The organism is uncultured Eudoraea sp. (genome assembly GCF_947260015.1).
Lineage (GTDB): Bacteria > Bacteroidota > Bacteroidia > Flavobacteriales > Flavobacteriaceae > Eudoraea.
Genome location: NZ_CAMYOM010000013.1, coordinates 74,961 through 95,549 on the forward strand (window position 1 = coordinate 74,961; position 20,589 = coordinate 95,549).

18 protein-coding genes are annotated in these 20,589 nt (G+C 37.3%); 14 read left to right on the plus strand and 4 right to left on the minus strand.

All coding sequences use genetic code 11. The features are described 5' to 3' along the window. Positions 1-58 precede the first annotated feature (58 nt). The 7 genes from Q0X66_RS07970 (at position 59) to rodA (ending at position 7,785) form a co-directional block, all read left to right on the plus strand. Entirely contained in the window at positions 59-511 is a 453-nt protein-coding gene (locus Q0X66_RS07970; RefSeq protein ID WP_297705025.1) for a GAF domain-containing protein, read from the plus strand. A 93-nt stretch (positions 512-604) separates the two neighbouring features. Continuing rightward, positions 605-2,137 (plus strand): bifunctional phosphoribosylaminoimidazolecarboxamide formyltransferase/IMP cyclohydrolase, encoded by a 1,533-nt coding sequence (gene purH, locus Q0X66_RS07975; protein WP_297705027.1) that lies wholly within the window; start codon positions 605-607, stop codon positions 2,135-2,137. Between the two features lie 56 nt (positions 2,138-2,193). Next, positions 2,194-3,222: a rod shape-determining protein gene (locus tag Q0X66_RS07980; protein WP_297705045.1), complete on the plus strand. Its 1,029-nt coding sequence runs from the start codon at positions 2,194-2,196 to the stop codon at positions 3,220-3,222. 67 nt (positions 3,223-3,289) lie between these two features. Continuing rightward, positions 3,290-4,108, plus strand: a complete 819-nt coding sequence (mreC, locus tag Q0X66_RS07985) for a rod shape-determining protein MreC (RefSeq protein ID WP_297705048.1) — start codon at positions 3,290-3,292, stop codon at positions 4,106-4,108. Beyond that, positions 4,098-4,607: a rod shape-determining protein MreD gene (locus tag Q0X66_RS07990; RefSeq protein ID WP_297705050.1), complete on the plus strand. Its 510-nt coding sequence runs from the start codon at positions 4,098-4,100 to the stop codon at positions 4,605-4,607. The genes mreC and Q0X66_RS07990 overlap by 11 nt, the downstream gene beginning before the upstream one ends. Positions 4,608-4,643: 36 nt before the next feature. Beyond that, positions 4,644-6,512: a penicillin-binding protein 2 gene (locus Q0X66_RS07995; RefSeq protein WP_297705051.1), complete on the plus strand. Its 1,869-nt coding sequence runs from the start codon at positions 4,644-4,646 to the stop codon at positions 6,510-6,512. After that, positions 6,502-7,785 (plus strand): rod shape-determining protein RodA, encoded by a 1,284-nt coding sequence (gene rodA / locus Q0X66_RS08000; protein WP_297705053.1) that lies wholly within the window; start codon positions 6,502-6,504, stop codon positions 7,783-7,785. Before Q0X66_RS07995 ends, rodA begins: the two co-directional genes overlap by 11 nt. Here rodA and Q0X66_RS08005 read toward each other — a convergent pair. Next, the gene (locus Q0X66_RS08005) at positions 7,782-8,603 is read right to left on the minus strand and encodes a DNA/RNA non-specific endonuclease (RefSeq protein ID WP_297705055.1); all 822 of its coding nucleotides are present in this window, start codon (positions 8,601-8,603) and stop codon (positions 7,782-7,784) included. The genes rodA and Q0X66_RS08005 overlap by 4 nt on opposite strands. A 144-nt stretch (positions 8,604-8,747) precedes the next feature. On the opposite strand from Q0X66_RS08005, the gene msrB reads away from it, so the two are divergent. After that, the gene (msrB, locus tag Q0X66_RS08010) at positions 8,748-9,209 is read left to right on the plus strand and encodes a peptide-methionine (R)-S-oxide reductase MsrB (protein WP_297705057.1); all 462 of its coding nucleotides are present in this window, start codon (positions 8,748-8,750) and stop codon (positions 9,207-9,209) included. Beyond that, positions 9,199-9,747: a peptide-methionine (S)-S-oxide reductase MsrA gene (gene msrA / locus Q0X66_RS08015; RefSeq protein ID WP_297705059.1), complete on the plus strand. Its 549-nt coding sequence runs from the start codon at positions 9,199-9,201 to the stop codon at positions 9,745-9,747. Before msrB ends, msrA begins: the two co-directional genes overlap by 11 nt. A gap of 95 nt (positions 9,748-9,842) precedes the next feature. Here msrA and Q0X66_RS08020 read toward each other — a convergent pair whose 3' ends face one another. Further along, positions 9,843-11,972 (minus strand): carboxy terminal-processing peptidase, encoded by a 2,130-nt coding sequence (locus Q0X66_RS08020; protein ID WP_297705062.1) that lies wholly within the window; start codon positions 11,970-11,972, stop codon positions 9,843-9,845. Positions 11,973-12,291: 319 nt separating this feature from the next. On the opposite strand from Q0X66_RS08020, the gene surE reads away from it, so the two are divergent. From surE to Q0X66_RS08045, 5 genes are all read left to right on the plus strand, one after another. After that, positions 12,292-13,074, plus strand: coding sequence for a 5'/3'-nucleotidase SurE (surE, locus tag Q0X66_RS08025; RefSeq protein WP_297705064.1), 783 nt, complete (start codon positions 12,292-12,294; stop codon positions 13,072-13,074). Next, positions 13,067-13,351: a hypothetical protein gene (locus tag Q0X66_RS08030; RefSeq protein ID WP_297705066.1), complete on the plus strand. Its 285-nt coding sequence runs from the start codon at positions 13,067-13,069 to the stop codon at positions 13,349-13,351. Before surE ends, Q0X66_RS08030 begins: the two co-directional genes overlap by 8 nt. 1 nt (position 13,352) lies before the next feature. After that, the gene (gene lpxB / locus Q0X66_RS08035; RefSeq protein WP_297705068.1) at positions 13,353-14,465 is read left to right on the plus strand and encodes a lipid-A-disaccharide synthase; all 1,113 of its coding nucleotides are present in this window, start codon (positions 13,353-13,355) and stop codon (positions 14,463-14,465) included. A gap of 33 nt (positions 14,466-14,498) precedes the next feature. Next, positions 14,499-15,056: a C40 family peptidase gene (locus tag Q0X66_RS08040; RefSeq protein WP_297705070.1), complete on the plus strand. Its 558-nt coding sequence runs from the start codon at positions 14,499-14,501 to the stop codon at positions 15,054-15,056. Between the two features lie 129 nt (positions 15,057-15,185). Next, complete coding sequence (locus tag Q0X66_RS08045; protein WP_297705072.1) at positions 15,186-17,210, plus strand: ComEC/Rec2 family competence protein; 2,025 nt, start codon at positions 15,186-15,188, stop codon at positions 17,208-17,210. A gap of 1 nt (position 17,211) precedes the next feature. Here Q0X66_RS08045 and Q0X66_RS08050 read toward each other — a convergent pair whose 3' ends face one another. Together Q0X66_RS08050 and Q0X66_RS08055 are read right to left on the minus strand one after the other, a co-directional pair. Further along, positions 17,212-18,996, minus strand: coding sequence for a peptide MFS transporter (locus Q0X66_RS08050; RefSeq protein ID WP_297705075.1), 1,785 nt, complete (start codon positions 18,994-18,996; stop codon positions 17,212-17,214). A 55-nt stretch (positions 18,997-19,051) separates the two neighbouring features. Then, positions 19,052-20,581, minus strand: coding sequence for a peptide MFS transporter (locus Q0X66_RS08055; protein WP_297705077.1), 1,530 nt, complete (start codon positions 20,579-20,581; stop codon positions 19,052-19,054). Positions 20,582-20,589 lie beyond the last annotated feature (8 nt).

Below are 20,589 nucleotides of genomic sequence, written 5' to 3' on the forward strand. Positions count from 1 at the left end.
TTTGTTTAAAACACCATTATTAAAATCTACATTTTGAATACTTTTACAAAAAAATAATATGCTAAGTGCATTACGCCCAAATATAGAATCTATACTAAATAATAAAACTGTTGAGGTAAACGAACGCCTTAAACAAATATGCGATCTTCTACAGGGAAATATTCCACATTATGACTGGGTAGGCTTTTATTTTAAAAACGGCAATAAAGAAGAATTAAAACTTGGTCCTTATGCCGGGCTACCTACAGACCATACGATCATCCCTTTTGGAAAAGGAATTTGTGGCCAGGTTGCCCTTAGCAATGAAAACTTTATAGTCCCGGATGTAAAAGCTCAGGATAATTATATTGCCTGCAGCATTAATGTAAAAGCAGAAATTGTTGTTCCCCTGTTTGTAAATGGAGAGAATATTGGCCAGATTGATATAGATTCCAATACCCCGGACCCTTTTAATAAGGATGATGAAGATTTTTTAGAATTTGTCAATAAACAGGTCGCCAAAATTCTTTAAAACTTTAGCTCTTTTGTTAATAACACTATCTCATTTATAGCTTCAAAAAAATTACATTTGTGACCTTTAGCTATTCTATTTAAGCACTACAAAATGAGCAATACAAAAAAAATTAAATCAGCCTTAATTTCAGTATTTCACAAAGATGGTCTAGAACCTATTGTAAGGAAATTTGATGAGCTCGGAATTTCAATCTACTCCACAGGAGGTACCGAAAAATTTATTAGGGAATTGGGGATTGATGTAATCCCTGTTGAGGAGGTAACCAGCTATCCATCTATATTGGGTGGAAGAGTTAAAACATTACATCCAAAGGTATTTGGAGGTATTTTAAACAGACAGGATAACGAAAGTGATGTTGCCCAATTAGAAGAATTTGATATCCCCCAATTAGATGTTATTATCGTGGATCTCTACCCCTTTGAAAAAACTGTAGCGGTTGGGGCATCTGAACAGGAAATCATTGAAAAGATTGATATTGGAGGTATCTCCCTGATACGTGCTGCGGCAAAAAACTATAAGGATGTTTTATGTGTTTCTTCAATGGAGGATTACAAGGAATTCTTAGAATTAATAAATACAACCGGAGCGGAGAGTACACAGGAAGACAGAAGACATTTTGCCACAAAAGCATTTAATGTTTCCTCCCATTATGATACGGCTATTTTCAATTACTTCAATAAGGATCATAAGGAGGCTGCTTTAAAGATTAGCGAAACCAATGCTAAAATTTTACGATATGGGGAAAACCCGCACCAAAAAGGATTCTTTTTTGGAGATTTTGATGCCATATTTACCAAATTACACGGAAAAGAATTATCATATAATAATTTATTAGATGTTGATGCCGCTTTAAATCTCATGAACGAGTTTAAAAACGATGATCCTACTTTTGCTATTCTAAAACATAACAATGCGTGCGGATTAGCCACCAGAAATACAATACACCAGGCATATGTTGATGCACTGGCAGGAGATCCGGTATCGGCTTTCGGTGGCATACTAATAAGTAATGTAAAAGTAGACGTCCCTACGGCTCAGGAAATTCATAATTTATTCTGTGAGGTAGTTATTGCCCCCTCTTATGATGATGAGGCATTGGTTATTTTAAAGGGTAAAAAGAACAGAATTGTCCTGATTCAAAAAGAAACACCTATCCCTGATACTCTAGTCAGGACCTGCCTAAATGGTATTCTTGTTCAGGATAAAGATTTTAAAACGGATACACTGGAGGATTTGGAATATGTGACCACAAGGAAACCAAGTCAGGAAGAATTAAATGACCTCATTTTTGCTTCTAAGTTATGTAAGCATACAAAATCTAACACTATTGTATTGGCAAAGAACAAACAATTATGTGCCAGCGGAACCGGGCAAACTTCCAGGGTAGATGCCTTAAACCAGGCTATTCACAAGGCAAAATCCTTTAAATTTAATTTGGAAGGAGCGGTAATGGCAAGCGACGCATTTTTTCCATTTCCCGATTGTGTTGAGATTTCAAATAATAATGGTATTCAAAGCGTTATTCAACCAGGAGGCTCAATTAAGGATCAACTGAGCATCGATTATTGTAACGAAAATGGAATGTCAATGGTTATGACAGGCACTCGTCATTTTAAGCATTAATTTTACTACTTTTGTCGATGAAATACACCTTTTAAACCGAAACCAAATTAACGCGAATGGGATTTTTTGATTTCTTAACTGAAGAAATAGCTATCGACCTGGGCACTGCAAATACTCTTATTATCCATGATGACAAGGTAGTTGTAGACAGTCCGTCTATTGTTGCAAGAGACAGGATAACTGGTAAAATAATTGCAGTGGGCAAGGAAGCCAATATGATGCAGGGAAAAACCCATGAAAACATTAAAACCATCCGACCTCTCAAGGATGGGGTGATCGCAGATTTTGATGCTTCTGAAAAAATGATCAATATGTTCATTAAGAACATACCTGCCCTTAAGAAAAAATGGTTTCCACCTGCATTGAGGATGGTAATATGTATTCCTTCAGGTATTACAGAAGTGGAAATGCGTGCAGTAAAGGAATCCGCAGAGCGGGTAAATGGAAAGGAAGTTTACCTTATACATGAACCTATGGCGGCAGCAATAGGTATTGGCCTGGATATTATGCAGCCCAAGGGTAATATGATTGTGGATATAGGTGGTGGAACGACGGAAATAGCGGTAATTGCTTTAGGAGGAATTGTTTGTGACAAATCGGTTAAAATAGCGGGCGATGTATTTACGAATGACATCATCTATTATATGCGCACCCAGCATAATCTATACGTAGGGGAAAGTACAGCAGAGAATATTAAAATAACTATAGGTTCTGCCACCGAGGATCTTCAATCTCCACCAGATGAGATGTCTGTACAAGGCCGGGATTTGCTTACAGGTAAACCAAAACAGGTTTCTATTTCATTCCGGGAAATTGCCAAAGCCTTAGACAAGTCCATTTTACGGGTAGAAGATGCTGTAATGGAAACTTTATCACAAACTCCTCCGGAATTAGCGGCAGATATTTATAATACGGGTATTTACATGGCTGGCGGCGGATCAATGCTTCGTGGATTGGATAGAAGGTTATCTCAAAAGACAGACCTACCTGTTTATATCGCAGAAGACCCTTTGAGAGCTGTAGTTAGAGGAACCGGCATAGCACTAAAAAACCTGGAACGCTATAAAAGTATTCTTATTAAATAACCTGAATTCGGTGAGGATTTAAGTTAAGGCTTGGCATCTCATTTTAAACGCTTAACATAACAAGTGAATGCAGCAGATAATCAATTTTATCATTAGGTATAAAACCTCGCTGCTTTACTTATTATTGCTGTTAATTTCCCTGGCCTTTACTATTGATTCTCATTCTTATCACAGATCCAAATACTTTAATTCTTCGAACCAAATATCCGGTTCTATCTACAATACTGCAGATGGTGTTACACAGTATTTTAACCTGAATGAGGAAAACCAAAAACTGGTCGAAGAAAACAAAAAACTACAAAATTTACTTCTTAATCTAGATATTGAAGACACTGTCCAATTAGATACTACCAAATTTAATTTTGCCATAATTACCGGAAGAATTATTAAGAACAGTTATTCAAGCCCAAATAATTATATAACAATAAACAAGGGAACAAATGATGGTATTAAACAGGATATGGGTGTAATTACGGCCAAGGGAATTCTTGGGATTGTTGAACATACCACGAAAAATTATGCCTCTGTTCAAAGTATTTTAAATACTAAATCCAATATAAATGCGAAAATAAAGAATACTAATTATTTTGGTTCTTTAATTTGGGACGGGCGGGGCTATAACCAGGTTAAACTGGAAGATATTCCCAGATTGGTGCCTCTTTTAGTTGGTGACACCATAGTTACAGGGGCCATGTCTAGTATTTTTCCAGAGAATATTCCAATAGGGACCATTAAAAAATTTGATCTGAATGTATCAAAAAGTTTTTATAGTATAGATGTGGAGCTTTTTAACGATATGTCCAATGTTAAAAATGTCTATATCATTTATAACAAAAACAGACCTGAGATCTTAGAGCTCCAATCAAAAATTGCCAATGACCAGTAGTTTTTACTATATCAATTTCATTAGATTCGCCTTACTTGTTCTGGTTCAGGTATTAGTATTTAACAGGTTGAATTTTTTTGGCTTTATCAATCCAATGGTATATATACTTTTCCTCTATTGGTATCCAATAAAGGAAAATAGATCAGTTTTTATATTTACCGGATTTTTACTGGGTTTATGCATCGATTTCTTTTCAGACACCATGGCTTTGCACGCAGCATCTACGGTTACCATTGCTTATCTGCGGCCTACTATTATGCGTTTTGTTTTTGGGGTTAATTACGAATTTCAGAGTTTCAAATTATCTAACACTACCAGGGTACAACAAATTACTTTTTTGACGTTATTAATTGTAGTGCATCATATTATTTTCTTTACTCTGGAAATTTTCAGTCTATCAAATTTGCTGCTAATTTTGAAGAAAGTTATTTTTACAGGAATTGCCACACTAATACTATGTTTGCTTTTTGGTTCACTTTTCAGTGTAAAGAAAGAATGAGAGGCATTATAGCAAAATATTGAAAGCTAAATTTCAATGAAGAAAATATTATTATCGTCCATAATTATCATTATCGGAATTACCTTTATAGGCAGGCTTTCCTATTTGCAAATATTCAGCTTTTCACCAGATCAGGTTTTGGAAGACCCTGCTATTAAAGCGATATACGATTATCCTGAACGGGGGTATATATATGATAGAAACGGGAAACTTTTGGTGGGAAATGATCCGGCCTATGATGTGATGGTTATTCCAAGGGAAGTGAAACCCCTGGACACCCTTGAGTTTTGTAGTCTTTTAGGAATAGATAAAGAAAAATTTGTACAAAAACTCCGGAAAGCCAGAATATATTCTCCAAGATTGCCTTCGGTATTAGTGCCTCAACTTTCTAAAGAAGACTATGCCATGCTTCAGGAGAAAATGAGGAAATATGATGGGTTTTATATTCAAAAAAGATCTTTAAGGTATTACGACACCAAAGCCGCTGCCAATGTCTTGGGATATATTAGAGAGGTAAATGAACGCGACCTGGAAAGAAATCCTTATTACGTGCAGGGAGAATTAACCGGAGGTAAAGGTGTAGAGCAGCAATATGAGGAAATTTTAAGAGGTAGAAAAGGGGTGCAATATATTCAGAAAGATAGATTCAACAGAGATATAGGACCCTATAAAGCTGGTATTCTTGATACCCTTCCGGAACAAGGCAAGGAAATAAGCCTCACTCTTGATAAGGAACTTCAGGAATACGGAGAGTTACTAATGCATGGTAAATGGGGAGGAATTGTTGCTATAGAACCATCATCTGGTGAAATATTAGCCATGATCTCGGGGCCAACCTATGATCCGGCATTACTAGTTGGCAGGGAACGTTCAAAAAATTATAGCAAACTGCATTATGATACTATATCCAAACCCCTTTTTGATAGATCTATTTCGGCTGAAGGCTCACCGGGATCACCATTTAAGACATTAAATGCCCTGGTTGCATTGCAGGAAGGAGTGATCCGGCCAAGCACAACATTTCGCTGCTATAACGGATTTTATGTGGGTAAGACAAAGAGAGGGTGTCATTGCGGGGGCGGAATAAGAAATTTAAACATCGGCATATATAAATCTTGTAATGCATATTTTGCAGGTACATTTCGAAAATTTTATGAAAATTTTCCTACTACAGATGAAGGTCAGGATGTTTGGGAAAAACATATGAATAGTTTTGGACTTGGTAATTTTTTAGGATATGATCTTCCTACTGGCAGACCTGGAAGAATCCCAGGTAAGGCGTATTATGACAAATGGTATGGAGATGATCGTTGGTCTTCGTCCTATATCATTTCTAATTCCATTGGGCAGGGAGAAATTGCAGCAACACCGGTACAACTGGCAAATATGACAGCAGCTATTGCAAATCGTGGTTATTATTATACCCCTCATATTCTGAAGAAAGTTGAAGGTAAGGATATAAGCATTCCGGAATACGTCCAACCTAAATATACCACAATAGACAAAGAGCATTTTGAACCTGTAGTTAAAGGCATGGCCGAAGTGTATAAAAAAGGTACGGCCAGGTGGGTACAAATACCCGGAATAGAGATTGCAGGTAAAACAGGTACCGTAGAGAATTATACAAAAATAGATACTGTACGTACGCAACTTACAGATCATTCAGTATTTATCGCTTTTGCCCCTGTAGACAATCCAAAAATTGCTATAGCAGTTTATATTGAAAATGGCTATTATGGCTCAAGATATGCAGGACATATAGCGTCTCTATTAATAGAAAAGTACCTAAAAGGAACTATTACAAGAAAGGATCTTGAAAAAAGAATGCTCGACAAAACTCTTGAACATGAATATGCCAAGCCATACAGCGGAGAAGAATTCAAGATAAATGAGTATGTCTGGTAGGAAAGTATTTAAGCGAATTGACTGGCTTACCGTTTTATTTTACCTTTTATTAGTAGGGATAGGTTGGATAAATATCTATTCCAGTACATTTTCAGGAAACAACTTCTCTGTTTTCGATTTTAGTCAGTTGTACGGAAAACAATTAATTTTTATTGGATTAAGCCTGATAAGTATCCTGGTTATACTTGCACTCGAGGCCAGTTTTTATGAACGTTTTTCCAGTGTTTTGTACATTATTTCTATCGTCCTTCTTTTAGGCCTTTTTGTATTTGGAAAGACCATTGCCGGAGCAACTTCATGGTACAACCTGGGATTTTTTAATTTTCAACCTTCTGAGCTGGCCAAAGTTGCCACCGCTTTAGCTTTGGCTAAGTATTTAAGTGATATTCAAACAGATATTAAAAACCGGAAAGATCAATATTATTCTTTTTTAATTATTTTGATTCCGGCCTTTTTAATCATCCCACAACCAGACCCGGGCAGTGCATTGGTATTTTTCTCCCTGGTTTTTGTCCTTTTCAGAGAGGGGTTACCACTTTTTTATCTTGGGCTTGCCATTTTAGCTGTCGTGGTTTTTATTACCACCTTAATGTTCGGTACAATTTGGGTAGGTATTGCCCTGGCTTTAATAATTGCTCTTTTTCTCTTACTGAAGAGAGCCTCTTTTAAAGTTCCTATCTTGCCATTAATAATGGTTTTTGTTGTTTCAATAGCCTTTTCTTTGTCTGTAAATTTTGTTTTTAATAATGTATTTGAGCAACGTCACAGAGACAGATTCAGCCTTTGGCTTAGGTTGGAAAAAGACCCCAATAAGCTCGAAGAAATTCGCAAAACCATAGGATATAATACGTACCAATCTGAAAAGGCTATCGAATCTGGTGGATTCTTTGGCAAAGGCTTTTTAGAAGGAACCAGAACAAAGGGCGATTTTGTACCTGAACAGCATACAGATTATATTTTTAGTACTGTGGGTGAAGAGTGGGGCTTTCTGGGCACAACAATCGTTGTTATTCTCTTTACATTGCTGCTTCTACGACTTGTCTATCTGGCCGAAAGACAAAAAAACAGTTTCAGCCGAATGTATGGATACGGAGTAATATCTATACTGCTGATCCATTACTTTATAAATATTGGAATGGTCATTGGCGTACTCCCAACAATTGGCATTCCATTACCTTTCTTCAGTTACGGAGGATCCGGCCTTCTAGGGTTTACAATTCTTTTATTTATATTTCTGAAATTAGATGCGAACAGGTTAAATGAGTGGGGCTAGAATTTCCAATGCTTTGTATTTATACTACGTTCCAGGCGCGATTCGATTTCTTCATCCATTTTACTAAAAAAATCTATTCCGCTTAACTCCTCCAAATCATCTACGCTCACCAAAAAATTACTAAGCGATTCCTTTGTGTCCTTATGAGGAATTAGAAAAGCAAGAACTTTTATATCCCTCCCATCTTCTTTGACTACAATTTTATAATATCTTTTGGGGACTGCCACATCTTCTTCTCCAATAGTCGGAAGGTCTTTTTCCAGAATACCACCGGTAATAATATACAGCTTACCATATTGCTTACTCCAGCTCCTTATCTTCCTTTCCAATTCGTTCCATATCCCCGAATTAAAATCATTCTTTTGAGGTGTAATGTTGCTGGTATAAAAAGTTTCATTATAGGCATAAACTGAAAACCTTCGGTCTCCTGCCGGACAAAGATGCCCCCTGTCATATCCGGAGCCTTTATAATTTCTCCAATCAGCAGATTTAGTGCTTACTTTAGGGTCTTCAATATAATCAGGACGATCCCTGTCGTCATAGGTAAGATGACTTCGATTTAGAACGTAAGCTACCCATTCGGCCTGTTCATAACGTTCCTTATAAGAAAGAATATAATTACTGTGAACCACTATTTCTCCAGAAGTTGAAGCTGGTAATATTTTATCCGGCACTTCAGAAGTTAAAACATCATTAGTGGGGGCGGAATACAAATCGGGAGTATAAAAATTCTCAAACAGCCAAAAACCTACTATACAAAGGATCAACAAAGAGATATAAATATTTCTGTTGGTTCTTCGTGATCTGCTTTGCATCATAGATCAAATTTAGTTTAATTTCACTGAATATTATATTGCATAGATTGTAAGTTAGAAGCAATAAATCCGACAAAAATTACTTATTTTCCCTTTCAGGAAATTTATTGAATTTGAATTTGAAGTACTCACCATAATTGTAATACGATGTTAACCTGGAAAAATATAATGAGCTTTACAGTAAAAGGAAATCCCGCACCAGACAGGCGCGTTGAAAAAACAGAAAATGAATGGCGTGAAATACTCACACCGGACCAATTCCGGATTACCCGAAAAAAAGGAACTGAAGCACCTCATTCCGGAGCACTATGCAGCATACATGATGCCGGTAAATATTCCTGTGTATGTTGCGGCACCCCTTTATTTGATTCCACTATTAAATTTGAATCAGGAACAGGATGGCCGAGTTTTACACAACCTATTGAAGAAAATGCCATAAAATATGAAAAGGATGTCACATTTGGAATGATCAGGGTGGAAGTGCTTTGCAATACCTGCGACGCACATTTAGGGCATGTATTTCCAGATGGTCCTGAACCTAGTGGGCTTCGCTATTGTATTAACTCTGAGTCTATGACAATTGAAAAGGAGGTTGTTGATGGAAAGTAAAAAATTGGAATTGGCAACTATGGGTGGAGGTTGTTTTTGGTGTACCGAAGCTGTTTTATTAGAAGTGAAAGGGGTAGAAAAGGTAGTCTCAGGATATTCAGGCGGGAATGCTCCAGGCAAGCCTACTTATAGGGAAATATGCTCTGGACTAACTGGTCATGCAGAGGTAATTCAGCTAAGCTTTGATCCTGATGTTATTTCTTTTCATGATTTATTAATGATTTTTATGACTACTCATGACCCCACGACCCTAAACAGACAGGGTGCAGATGTTGGGACACAATACCGTTCTGTCATTTTTTACCATGACGAAAATCAAAAAGATGTGGCCGAAGGGGTTCTAAGTGAAATTTCTTCCTATTATGAGGATCCGGTGGTTACAGAATTAAGCCCGCTAGAAATATTTTATGAGGCTGAGGACTATCACCAGGATTATTATCAAAATAACCAAAGTCAGGGTTATTGTAATTTTGTAATTACTCCAAAGTTGGCCAAGCTTAGAAAAATACATGCGGACAAACTTAAAAATGCTATTTAAGTATTTCTCTTCTGACCATAGTGGCATTGAAATTAACTAAAAAGAGCTCCAGTAAAATTACCGGAGCTCTTTTCTTAACTGTAAACAATTATTTACTAGCCTTTTACACTTGCTAATTTACCTTTTTTAATATTGTTTATTTTTAAATCCTGAAGCACATTTATTGCCTCTTCTACATAGACATCCTTTGCAAGATTATTATGCCAACGGTCGCGCTTTTCCCTTAATACAGAATCTTTTGTGAAAAGCTCTTCTTCATATTTCAGAGATTCAAATGTCAAATGCGAGTCGTAATCTGAAATAGTCTTAAAATAGGTAGATTTTGCTTTATCCTTTTTCTCTTCTCTTTTGTAAATATCAAAATTAAGAGAAACCACATTTTCCTCCTGCTGTGTCTTGAGCCATTTGGCGTTTTCTTCAATCAAAGCAATCTGAGGATTTGCAGACATGCGCTTGGTACTATTCGCAATAGTTGTTTCATAATCAATATACCCATCCCAGACCTGGTAATCTGCTGGTGATATTTTGTCCCAGCTCAAAGGGTTGCGCTGATCTCTTTCCCCCAGGTCGATATAACTGTATCTATCTGGAACAACAACATCACTTTTAACTCCTTCCAACTGTGTTGATCCTCCATTTATCCTATAAAATTTTTGAGTCGTAAGTTTTATTGCTCCAAGATCACCATGTTCATTACTTCTAACAATATTTTCTAAAGGGATTACATTTTGTACTGTTCCCTTACCAAAAGTCTGTTTACTGCCAATCACAACAGCTCTTTTATAGTCTTGCATGGCAGCTGCCAATATTTCAGAAGCGGAGGCAGAAAGCTCATTTACTAAAATAACAAGCGGACCGTCCCATTGAATTCTTTCATCCTTATCCTCATATACATCCTTATCTTTTCCGGAAGACCTAACCTGAACGATTGGGCCATCTTTTATGAAAAGACCAGCCATTTCCACGACTGTTTTAAGAGATCCGCCTCCATTATCCCTAAGGTCAATTACAAGGCCTTCTGCACCTTCCTTCTTTAAAAGTTCAACTTCTTTGGCCACATCTGTGGCTGCATTTCTTTCGGCATAATCATTAAAATCCACATAGAACTTAGGAAGGTTAATAATCCCGTACTTTTGATTTTCTTTAATAACTGTTGCAGATTTGGCATAACTCTCTTCAAGTTCAACTACATCTCTTGTAATGGAAATTTCTTCTATAGAGCCATCCACTTTCCTAACAGTTAAATCAACTACCGTACCCTTAGGGCCTTTAATTAGTTTGATAGCATCATCCAAACGCATCCCAACAATATTTACAGGTAACTCACCGTTCTGGCCGACTTTTAATATTTCGTCACCAACTTCCAGTTGCTGATTTCTCCACACAGGTCCGCCGGAAATGATTTCAACAATCTTAGCGCCCTCCGGTTTTTTCTGCAATCTTGCGCCAATCCCTTCAAATTTACCAGACATGCCAATGTCAAATTTATCTTTTTCCTCCGGAGCGAAATAATACGTATGAGGGTCAAACTCATCAACTATTGTATTGATATAGTATACAAACCAATCTTCTCGTTTAAGATCGTCTACAAAATCGAAATATTCATCCAAAGTCTTTTTGGTAGATTCTCTGGCCTCTGATTCCATTTGTGAAACTGCCATACCTTCGTAATCTGAATCATCTTTCTTTTTTTGCTCCTGTGCTTTGAATTTAGAATCATACGTTCCAATAGTAGCATATTTTAGTTGTTTCCTCCATCGCTCTTTAAGTTCATTTCTGCTTGCTGCAAATGTCTGGTCCCTATAATCTATATTAATAGATTCCTCGATTGTATAATCGAAAGGATCACTTAAAACTTCGTCATAAACGGATTTGGCATTTTCCATTCGCATCATGAATCTGGAATAAACCATATTAAAGAAAGATATATCTGTATTTCTTATCTGATCATCTATTTGAAATTTGTATTTCTCAAATTCCAAAATATCTTCTTCTAAAAAATATCTTTTTGTAGGGTCAATGACATCTATAAAATCTTCAAAAACACTAACAGAGAAATCATCATTAATTTCTTTTGGCTCATAGTGCCCGCGCTCTAAAATATATGTAATAAGATCTAAGAGTAATTTATCCTTATCATCATTTTCAAATGACTTATTGGTAAAACTGCATGATGCTACCGCAATAAGTATCACCAAAAATCCAAGTATGAGGTTTCTTTTCATGTATTTTTTTTTATTTGTGGCTCGAATTAACCCACTTAATAACAAACTTTAATAATATAAAAAACATAGCAATGCCTATGAATTCCCTAAGATAAAGAAAAAACCATGCCACTTTGCAAGCCTGCAGCATTAATTTTTTGTTAAACACCATTAGAGTTTGTTTCCAACAAGCTTTAATAATCAAGCAGTTGTACCGATTTTTCAGTATAGAGAAACTATATTCAAGAACATACCATAACTATTGTTTTTGAACAGGCCCTCCATTCGTGCGCCATAATAACATATTAAAAACGTATTTTTGCCGTAGAAAGTATGCGGTATGCAAAAACCCCTTATTCTGGTTACCAATGACGATGGAATAACGGCCCCGGGCTTAAGAGCACTTGTTCGATATATGAAGGCAATTGGAGAAGTTGTAGTTGTTGCGCCAGATAGTCCACAATCGGGAATGGGACATGCCATTACACTGGATAGTACGCTTTACTCCAAGAAAATTACCATAGGTCTTGAAAATGGAGGCCATGAAGAGTACAGCTGTAGCGGAACTCCTGCCGATTGTGTAAAATTGGCACTTCAGGAAATACTTGGGAGAAAACCTGACCTCTGCGTTAGTGGCATAAATCACGGTTCTAATTCTTCTATAAATGTTATCTACTCAGGAACCATGAGTGCTGCGATAGAAGCGGGAATTGAAGGTATCCCTGCTATTGGGTTTTCATTATGTGATTATTCATGGGAAGCAAATTTTAAACCCGCTGAAATAGCAATAAAAAAAATTGTAGAAGAGGCACTAAGCAACGGAATCCCTAAGGGAGTAGTTCTCAATGTAAATATTCCTAAAACCAATAATGGTGAAGGCTTAAAAGGAATAAAAGTATGCCGACAGGCAAGGGCCAACTGGAAGGAAAAGTTTGACAAACGAACCAATCCAATGGGCAAAGATTACTATTGGCTTACCGGTGAATTTGAATTATTAGATAAAGGAGAAGACACCGATGAATGGGCCTTAAGTAACGGCTATATCTCAGTAGTTCCCACACAGTTTGATTTAACAGCACATCACGTCATACAGGATATAAACAGCTGGTCTTTAAATGAATAATAAAAAGGAAATATTAATTGGTTTCGCGGTAGGAATTATCGCCAATATCATAGGAACACTTTTGTACATACTTTTGTTTTCCGATTTTGGGATTATGGAAACATTCAATGCAGCAGTTAAACAAGGGCATATTGGCAGTTTGTTAGCCTTAGGTGCAATTTTAAATCTCTTCGCCTTTTTTGGCTTTCTAAAATTAAGAAGGGATCAAAGGGCAAAGGGAGTATTAGTTGCCACTTTACTTACTGCTTTGGTTATTCTCTATTATAAGATTTTCTAGAATGAAGTATTATATTATCGCCGGGGAAGCATCCGGGGATTTGCATGGATCAAATCTTATTAAAGCAATTCTTGCTAAAGACACCAATGCCGAAATCCGTTGTTGGGGCGGCGATCAAATGCAAAAAGCCGGTGGTACTCTTGTAAAGCATTATAAGGAGATGGCTTTTATGGGGTTTATGGAAGTAATTGCCAACTTAAACACCATATTTAAAAGTATTAAATTCTGCAAGGAAGATATTAAATCTTATAATCCGGATGTCATTATTTTTATTGATTATTCAGGTTTTAATTTGAGGATTGCAAGCTGGGCCAAGGAACACAAATACCGTACTAATTACTATATTTCACCTCAAATATGGGCTTCAAGGGAAGGGCGTATCAAAAATATCAAAAGAGATATTGATGCAATGTATGTCATTCTGCCATTTGAAAAAGAGTTTTATGAAAAGAAACACAACTACCCGGTAAGTTTTGTAGGGCATCCATTAATTGATGCCATAGGGCAAATAGATATTGGTAATGAGCAAGAATTTAGAAATGAACATAATCTGGACCCTAATAAACCAATCATTGCCCTCCTTCCCGGTAGCCGAAAGCAGGAGGTTCAACAAATGCTTGGCCTGATGTTAAAGATTACACCTTCGTTTTCAGATTATCAATTTGTAATTGCAGGGGCTCCGAGCCTGGAGTTTGATTTCTATTCAGAATTCTTAAAAAATTATAATGTAAGTATTGTTTTTAACAGTTCCTACGAGTTGTTGAGCCATTCACATGCTGCTCTGGTAACCAGTGGTACCGCTACCCTTGAAACGGCATTATTAAAAGTCCCGCAGGTTGTCTGCTACAAAGGCAACTGGGTTTCCTATCAGATTGCCAAACGAATAATTACCTTGGATTATATTTCACTGGTTAATTTGATTATGGGCCAAGAAGTAGTAAAAGAACTGATTCAGGCAGATTTGACAACAAAAAACCTGAAGCAGGAGTTAACCAAAATCCTGGATGGTCCCACACGCGAAGCACAATTAAATGCCTATAAAGAGTTAGAAAAAAAGCTTGGCGGGAAAGGTGCAAGTGACAAAGCTGCTGCACTTATTATAGAAAATGCTTAATTTTAGTTTCTGGTAGATCATTTATATCCCGGGATGAATAGAAAGATTTTTGTTTTTTTTATCAGTATACTCCTAACCGGATGTGGTATCGTAAAAAAGAAAACCACTTATGGTAAAGAACGGACCATTACTGTTGCGGCATCAGAAAAAGACAGTTTAGCCAAAGCTGAAAAAATTCCTGATTCTAAAGTAACTGTCGTTGTCCTCGAAAAAGCTGATCTGATTATCAATACCGCTATGGCTTACTCCGGTGTTCGATATAAGTATGGTGGAACCACAAAAAAGGGTATGGATTGTTCCGGCCTTCTTTATGTTTCTTTTGGAGAAAACGATATTCCTTTGCCCAGGGTATCATCTCAAATGGCGGACGAGGGTAAGAATATTAAATTAAAAAAAGTCACCAAAGGTGACCTTTTGTTCTTCAAAACCAGTAAAAGAGGAAAAAAAATCAATCATGTCGGACTGGTTGTTGACGTAGATGGACGTGATATCAAATTTATCCACGCTACTTCTTCAAGGGGGGTCATTGTTTCTTCTTTACAAGAAGGATTCTGGAACTATGCTTTCGTTAAAGCGACCAGAGTTCTATGATTGCAAACCACTAATTCTGTCGTATTGGTTTATCTGAATACTTCATTTCAATTTAATCTTGTTAACTGAACTTAACATTCAGTACCCTATACTACTTTAATAGCTTGTAGAATTAACCTGATAAACTCCATGAAGCTATTGGATTTTATCCCGGTAAAGCTAACTCTATTTTTGATTTTCGGGATACTGATAGGGTATTATAACAATATTTCCCTTTTGTTATCGACAGGACTTACCGGTGGGTTCATAGTTTTACTGGGTATATCGTGGACGCGGAAAACCATGCTGGATAATCTGCCATTCGGTTTCCTTTTCCCATTGTGCACAATTGGTCTGGGCATGGTCTCCGTGGCACTTACTTTACCCGATAACAATTCAAAACATTACACGAACTTTAAGCTTCCAAATCAACAATATTTACATCTTAAAATCAATGAGATTCTCAAACCCAATAGCTATAATGAACGCTATATAGCTGATGTAATTGAGATCGATGGTGTACCAGCAAATGGAAGGATTCTCATTAGTAGTAAAAAAGACACGCTTAAGGACAAATTCCGAGTAGATGAAGAAATTTATACCTTCAATCCAGTTGAAAAAATTAGTCTGTCCCTTAATCCATATGGATTTAATTATGCCGATTATCTTAAAAAATTGGGGGTTCTCCATCAACTTAAATTAAACAGTCGGGATTATTTAATTAAAAAGAACGCTTCTTTAACTCTATTGGGTCTCACTGCGGCCATAAGACGCAAAATTATATCAGGTTTAGGCAAGTCTGATTATGGAAGAGAGGAGCTTGGAATTATCCAGGCCCTACTTCTCGGACAACGCAATGAAATTAGCAAGGAAACTTACAAGAATTATAAGAATGCAGGAGCTGTGCATATCCTGGCCGTTTCGGGATTGCATATTGGAATAGTATTATTACTATGTCAATTTCTGCTAAAACCTCTGGAACGTTTACCCAGGGGAAAGATTCTCGTCTTGATACTTACGGTGATTCTTCTCTGGGGATATGCCCTGCTGGCTGGTTTATCACCTTCTGTGATAAGAGCCGTTAGTATGTTTTCTTTTGTTGCCTATGCCATGTACCTGAACCGGCCCACCAGTACATTTAATATCCTGGCATTATCCATGTTTTTTATTCTGTTGATCTATGACCCTATGTTACTTTTTCAAGTGGGGTTTCAATTGAGCTATGCAGCAGTATTTTCAATTTTTTGGTTGTTTCCCATGTTACAAGACCTCTGGAATCCAGAAAATGTGATTTTTAAAAAATGTTGGCAATTGGTATCAATTTCCTTAGCCGCTCAAATTGGGGTCCTACCCCTTAGCCTTTTCTATTTTCACCAGTTCCCCGGATTATTTTTTATCTCAAATCTGTTAATTGTACCATTCTTAGGTTTAATTCTGGGAATAGGTTTTCTGATCATAGCCCTTATGCTAGTAGATATCCTTCCAAATAGTTTATCCATACTATACAATAAGCTTATATCCCTGATGAATAAAGTTGTTGAATGGGTAGCCCAACAGGAATCCTTTATTTTCACGGATATTCCCTTTGATTTTTTACAGCTTGTATTGAGCTATCTACTCATTTTTACTGTGATATTTAGTCTTATCGAGAAGAAATTTAAAAACATACTGACGGCAGCTTTATGCATTATAGCCTTGCAATTATGGCTTATTTCTTCCACAGTAAAAAAAGGCAGGGAACAAAAAATTATCGTTTTACATAAAATTGGCACCTCGGCACTTCTATATAAAAATGGTAATTATTTAGATGTAAATTGCTTAGATTCTGTTGCGGTGATAAGCTTAGTTAAAAATATCATGGTAGAAGAAAACATCAAAAAAGTTAACTACAAAACGCTACAAAACAGCTATCACTTAAAGGGTCAAAATCTGTTAATATTGAATAAGCCTGAAATTATCTTACAAAAATTTCAGAAAACCGATTATGTTATCCTTGGAAATTCGCCTAAAATAAATCTTAACCGCTTCCTGGACTCTATTAAACCAAAAAGCATTGTAGCAGATGGAAGCAATTATAAAAGTGATATCCCAAGGTGGAAAAAATCGTGTTCAGACAGAAAACTGCCATTTTATTATACCGGTGAAAAAGGAGCGTTTATCTTAGAAATAGAATAAATCAGCGCACTCCGTGCATAAGTCTTTTTAAAACCGGATTTAGTAATATAGCAATAAAACCAAAAGTAATAGGCACCAGGGTAAACATTAAAAAGAACGTGCTTAAAGAATACTGCTCAGAAATTTTATCTATCATTCCCCCCATAGTTCCAGCAGCTTTTTGTCCTATGGCTATTGCAAGATACCAAATACCAAACATAAATCCGATCATTCTGGCCGGCACCAGTTTACTCAAATAAGATAAACCTACAGGTGAAAGACATAATTCTCCCATCGTATGAAGCAAATAGGCCAAAATAAGAAAAATCATACTTACAGAAGCCGTTTTTGACCCGGGTGTAATTCCTGCTGAGCCATAAGATAAAATGGCAAATCCAAGACCTAAAAGAATTAATCCCAGACCGTATTTCATAGCAGCACTCGGATTGTACTTGCTTTCCCACCATCGTGAAAACATAGGAGCCAGGGTTATTATAAAAAAGGAGTTTAGAATTCCAAACCAGGATGCATCTATCTGATTTCCCTCTTGTGAAAATTTGTCAATCAACCTATAAATGACCAAACTCCAAATCCCAATAAATGCCAATCCTAATACAATATTTGATAAGCCAATTCTGGAATATGTTTTTTTAAATAACAGATATAAAACCCATGTAATAATTATGAGAGGTACAGTTGTAAGTAAGGCATCCACCACTTTGAAAATCATTGCCGAAGAGCCCACCAAATTTCTATTGGTGTAATCTCTTGCAAAGAGGGTCATAGATCCTAACGCCTGTTCAAAGGCTGCAAAGAAAATTACAGTAAATATCCCAAAGAAAACAACAGCAATAATCCGGTCTCTTACCAAAGGAATATATCTTGAAATCCTTGAGACAAGAAGAATAAGGAACAAAACTAGTGCAAAGAGTACTACAAAATTTGAACCTGATAATCCCCAAATATCGAAAGGCAATAAATTATCCCCACTTATCTTCTCAATTGGATCATTAAAGAGATAGAGCAATCCTCCTATAGCAGAAAGGGCTATAAGGATATAATCAAATGTAGTAAACGGATTTAATTTTTCCGCCGCCTTCTCTTCTTCAATAATCTCCGGAGATTCTTCATTAATGTTTTGAGGCAATTCTACCTTATGAACTTTGCTTGGCTTACCACCCACACTGCCAAATAGTTTTTTAGCTAATAAAAATTGCATCATTCCGAAAAACATAAAAATACCTGCCAGTCCAAATCCCCAGGACCATCCAAAATTCTCAGCCAAATACCCGCATAGCATCATTCCGAAAAATGCCCCGGCATTAACACCCATATAAAATATAGTGTATGCTCCATCTTTTTTGGATTCTTTGCCTTTATACATTTCCGAAATAATCGAAGTAATATTAGGTTTAAAAAACCCGGTTCCTATTACCAAAAAGGCAAGACCCAGATAGAAAGTAGTGGTAGTTTCTACTGCCATAAAAGCATGACCCAAAGTCATAATAGCGCAACCTATTACAACAGCTATACGATATCCCGTAAATTTATCTGCAATATAGCCTCCAACAATAGGGGTTAAATAAAGTAACGAAGCATAGGTGCCTATAAGTGCCAGGGCATGTTCTCTGGGCCAATCCCATCCCGGATTATCGCTGACAAATGGGGCAGTAAGGAAGAGGATCAAAAGAATACGCATTCCATAAAATGAAAAGCGTTCCCACATTTCAGTAAAAAACAAGACAAATAGGCCTGCAGGATGTCCTAAGACTTTATCCTTAAACAGATTTTCGACATCAGTATTCATTTGCTATAGTTTGGTTGTTAATATAAGGCTAAATCCCTGGCTCTAACCCAGGGTCTTAATGGGCAGGGTCTCCCTCATCCTCCTCTGCACCGTGTGTTAATCTTTTTAAGGGTTTCAGAACAGCGATCACCAACAAGCCGAAGATGACACAAAAGATAGTAATCCCTGCAAAGATATTCAGCTCCCCAGCATCTGAGGCCGATTCTCCTATTAATCCGGCTACCTTATTCCCCAACCCGGTAGCAGCAAAATAAACCCCCATCATAAGGGCACCATAACGTACGGGAGCGAGCTTGGTTATAAAAGACAACGCTACCGGAGAGGCACATAACTCCCCTATGGTGTGGAAAAGATAGGCCAATGCTAACCAATACAGGGCAGATTTACCCAAGGTTTCATACTGCATAGAAGCAAAGACCATAAAGACAAATCCTAAGCCCATGATGATAACTCCATTTGCCATTTTAAAAAGTGAGGAAGCTTCTTTCCCTCTATGCTTCCACCACATCCAGAAATTGGCAACGGGAACAGCAAATATCATTATATAGAAAGGATTGAAAAACTGAAAAGCGGCAGCAGGAATTTGATAGCCAAATAAGAACCGGTCCGTCCTGTTCTCTGCATACAAATTCATCAGGCCACCAGCCTGTTCAAATGCCCCCCAAAAGACGATTACAATGATAAAAGAAAGTAATAAAACCAGGTAACGGTCCTTCTCTATTTTTGAACGCAGGTCCCCATAAATGGTTACCATCATGCCAACAACGATAGAGAGGAACACAAAGAAAATAATATAGGCGAGCCTCTGATTCTCTATGTAGTACCAAGCTACAATACTGGAAGAAAGGGCAAGGAAAAAAGTGACCAACAATGGGGTTCTGGTACTGAATTGCCTGTTAAAAATATCTTTTATGGACACGTTGTCGCTATCGACTTTTATTGCCTTTGGCTTATTTCCTACAGTTACCAGATACTTTTGTCCTGAAAGGTAAATAACCTGCCCCAAAACCATCCCTATAGCCGCTAAACCAAACCCGGCATGCCAACCCCACTCATCCGCTACCCAGGCCACAAGCAAGGCAGCCAAGGCTGCTCCGGTATTTATCCCAATGTAAAAAATTGAAAATCCTTTATCCCGGCGTTCGTCTCCTTGTCGGTACAAGCCCCCAACCAGTGTAGATATATTGGGTTTAAGCATCCCTACCCCGGCGATAATCAGTCCCAAGCCGGTATAAAAGGCCCACATAAGCTCTATAGATAAAATACCATGACCGGCCACTAGTAAAAAGCCTCCGATCATAACAGCTCTTTTTTGTCCTATTATCTTATCTGCTATAATGCCCCCGGGGATAGAAGCCACATAGACCAGCATTGTATACCAACCGTACAAGGACAAAGCCTCTCCGTCTAACCAGCCTAATCCGGGGTTATCTCCCCTGGTCTGCGCAGTCAGATACAAGACCAGAATACCTCTCATACCGTAGTAGGAGAAGCGCTCCCACATTTCAGTCATAAACAGAATATAGAGCCCTGTTGGGTGTCCGAAGAGTTCTTTCTGATGTGCTGGTTTTGGTGTCGTAGTCATGGCTTGTT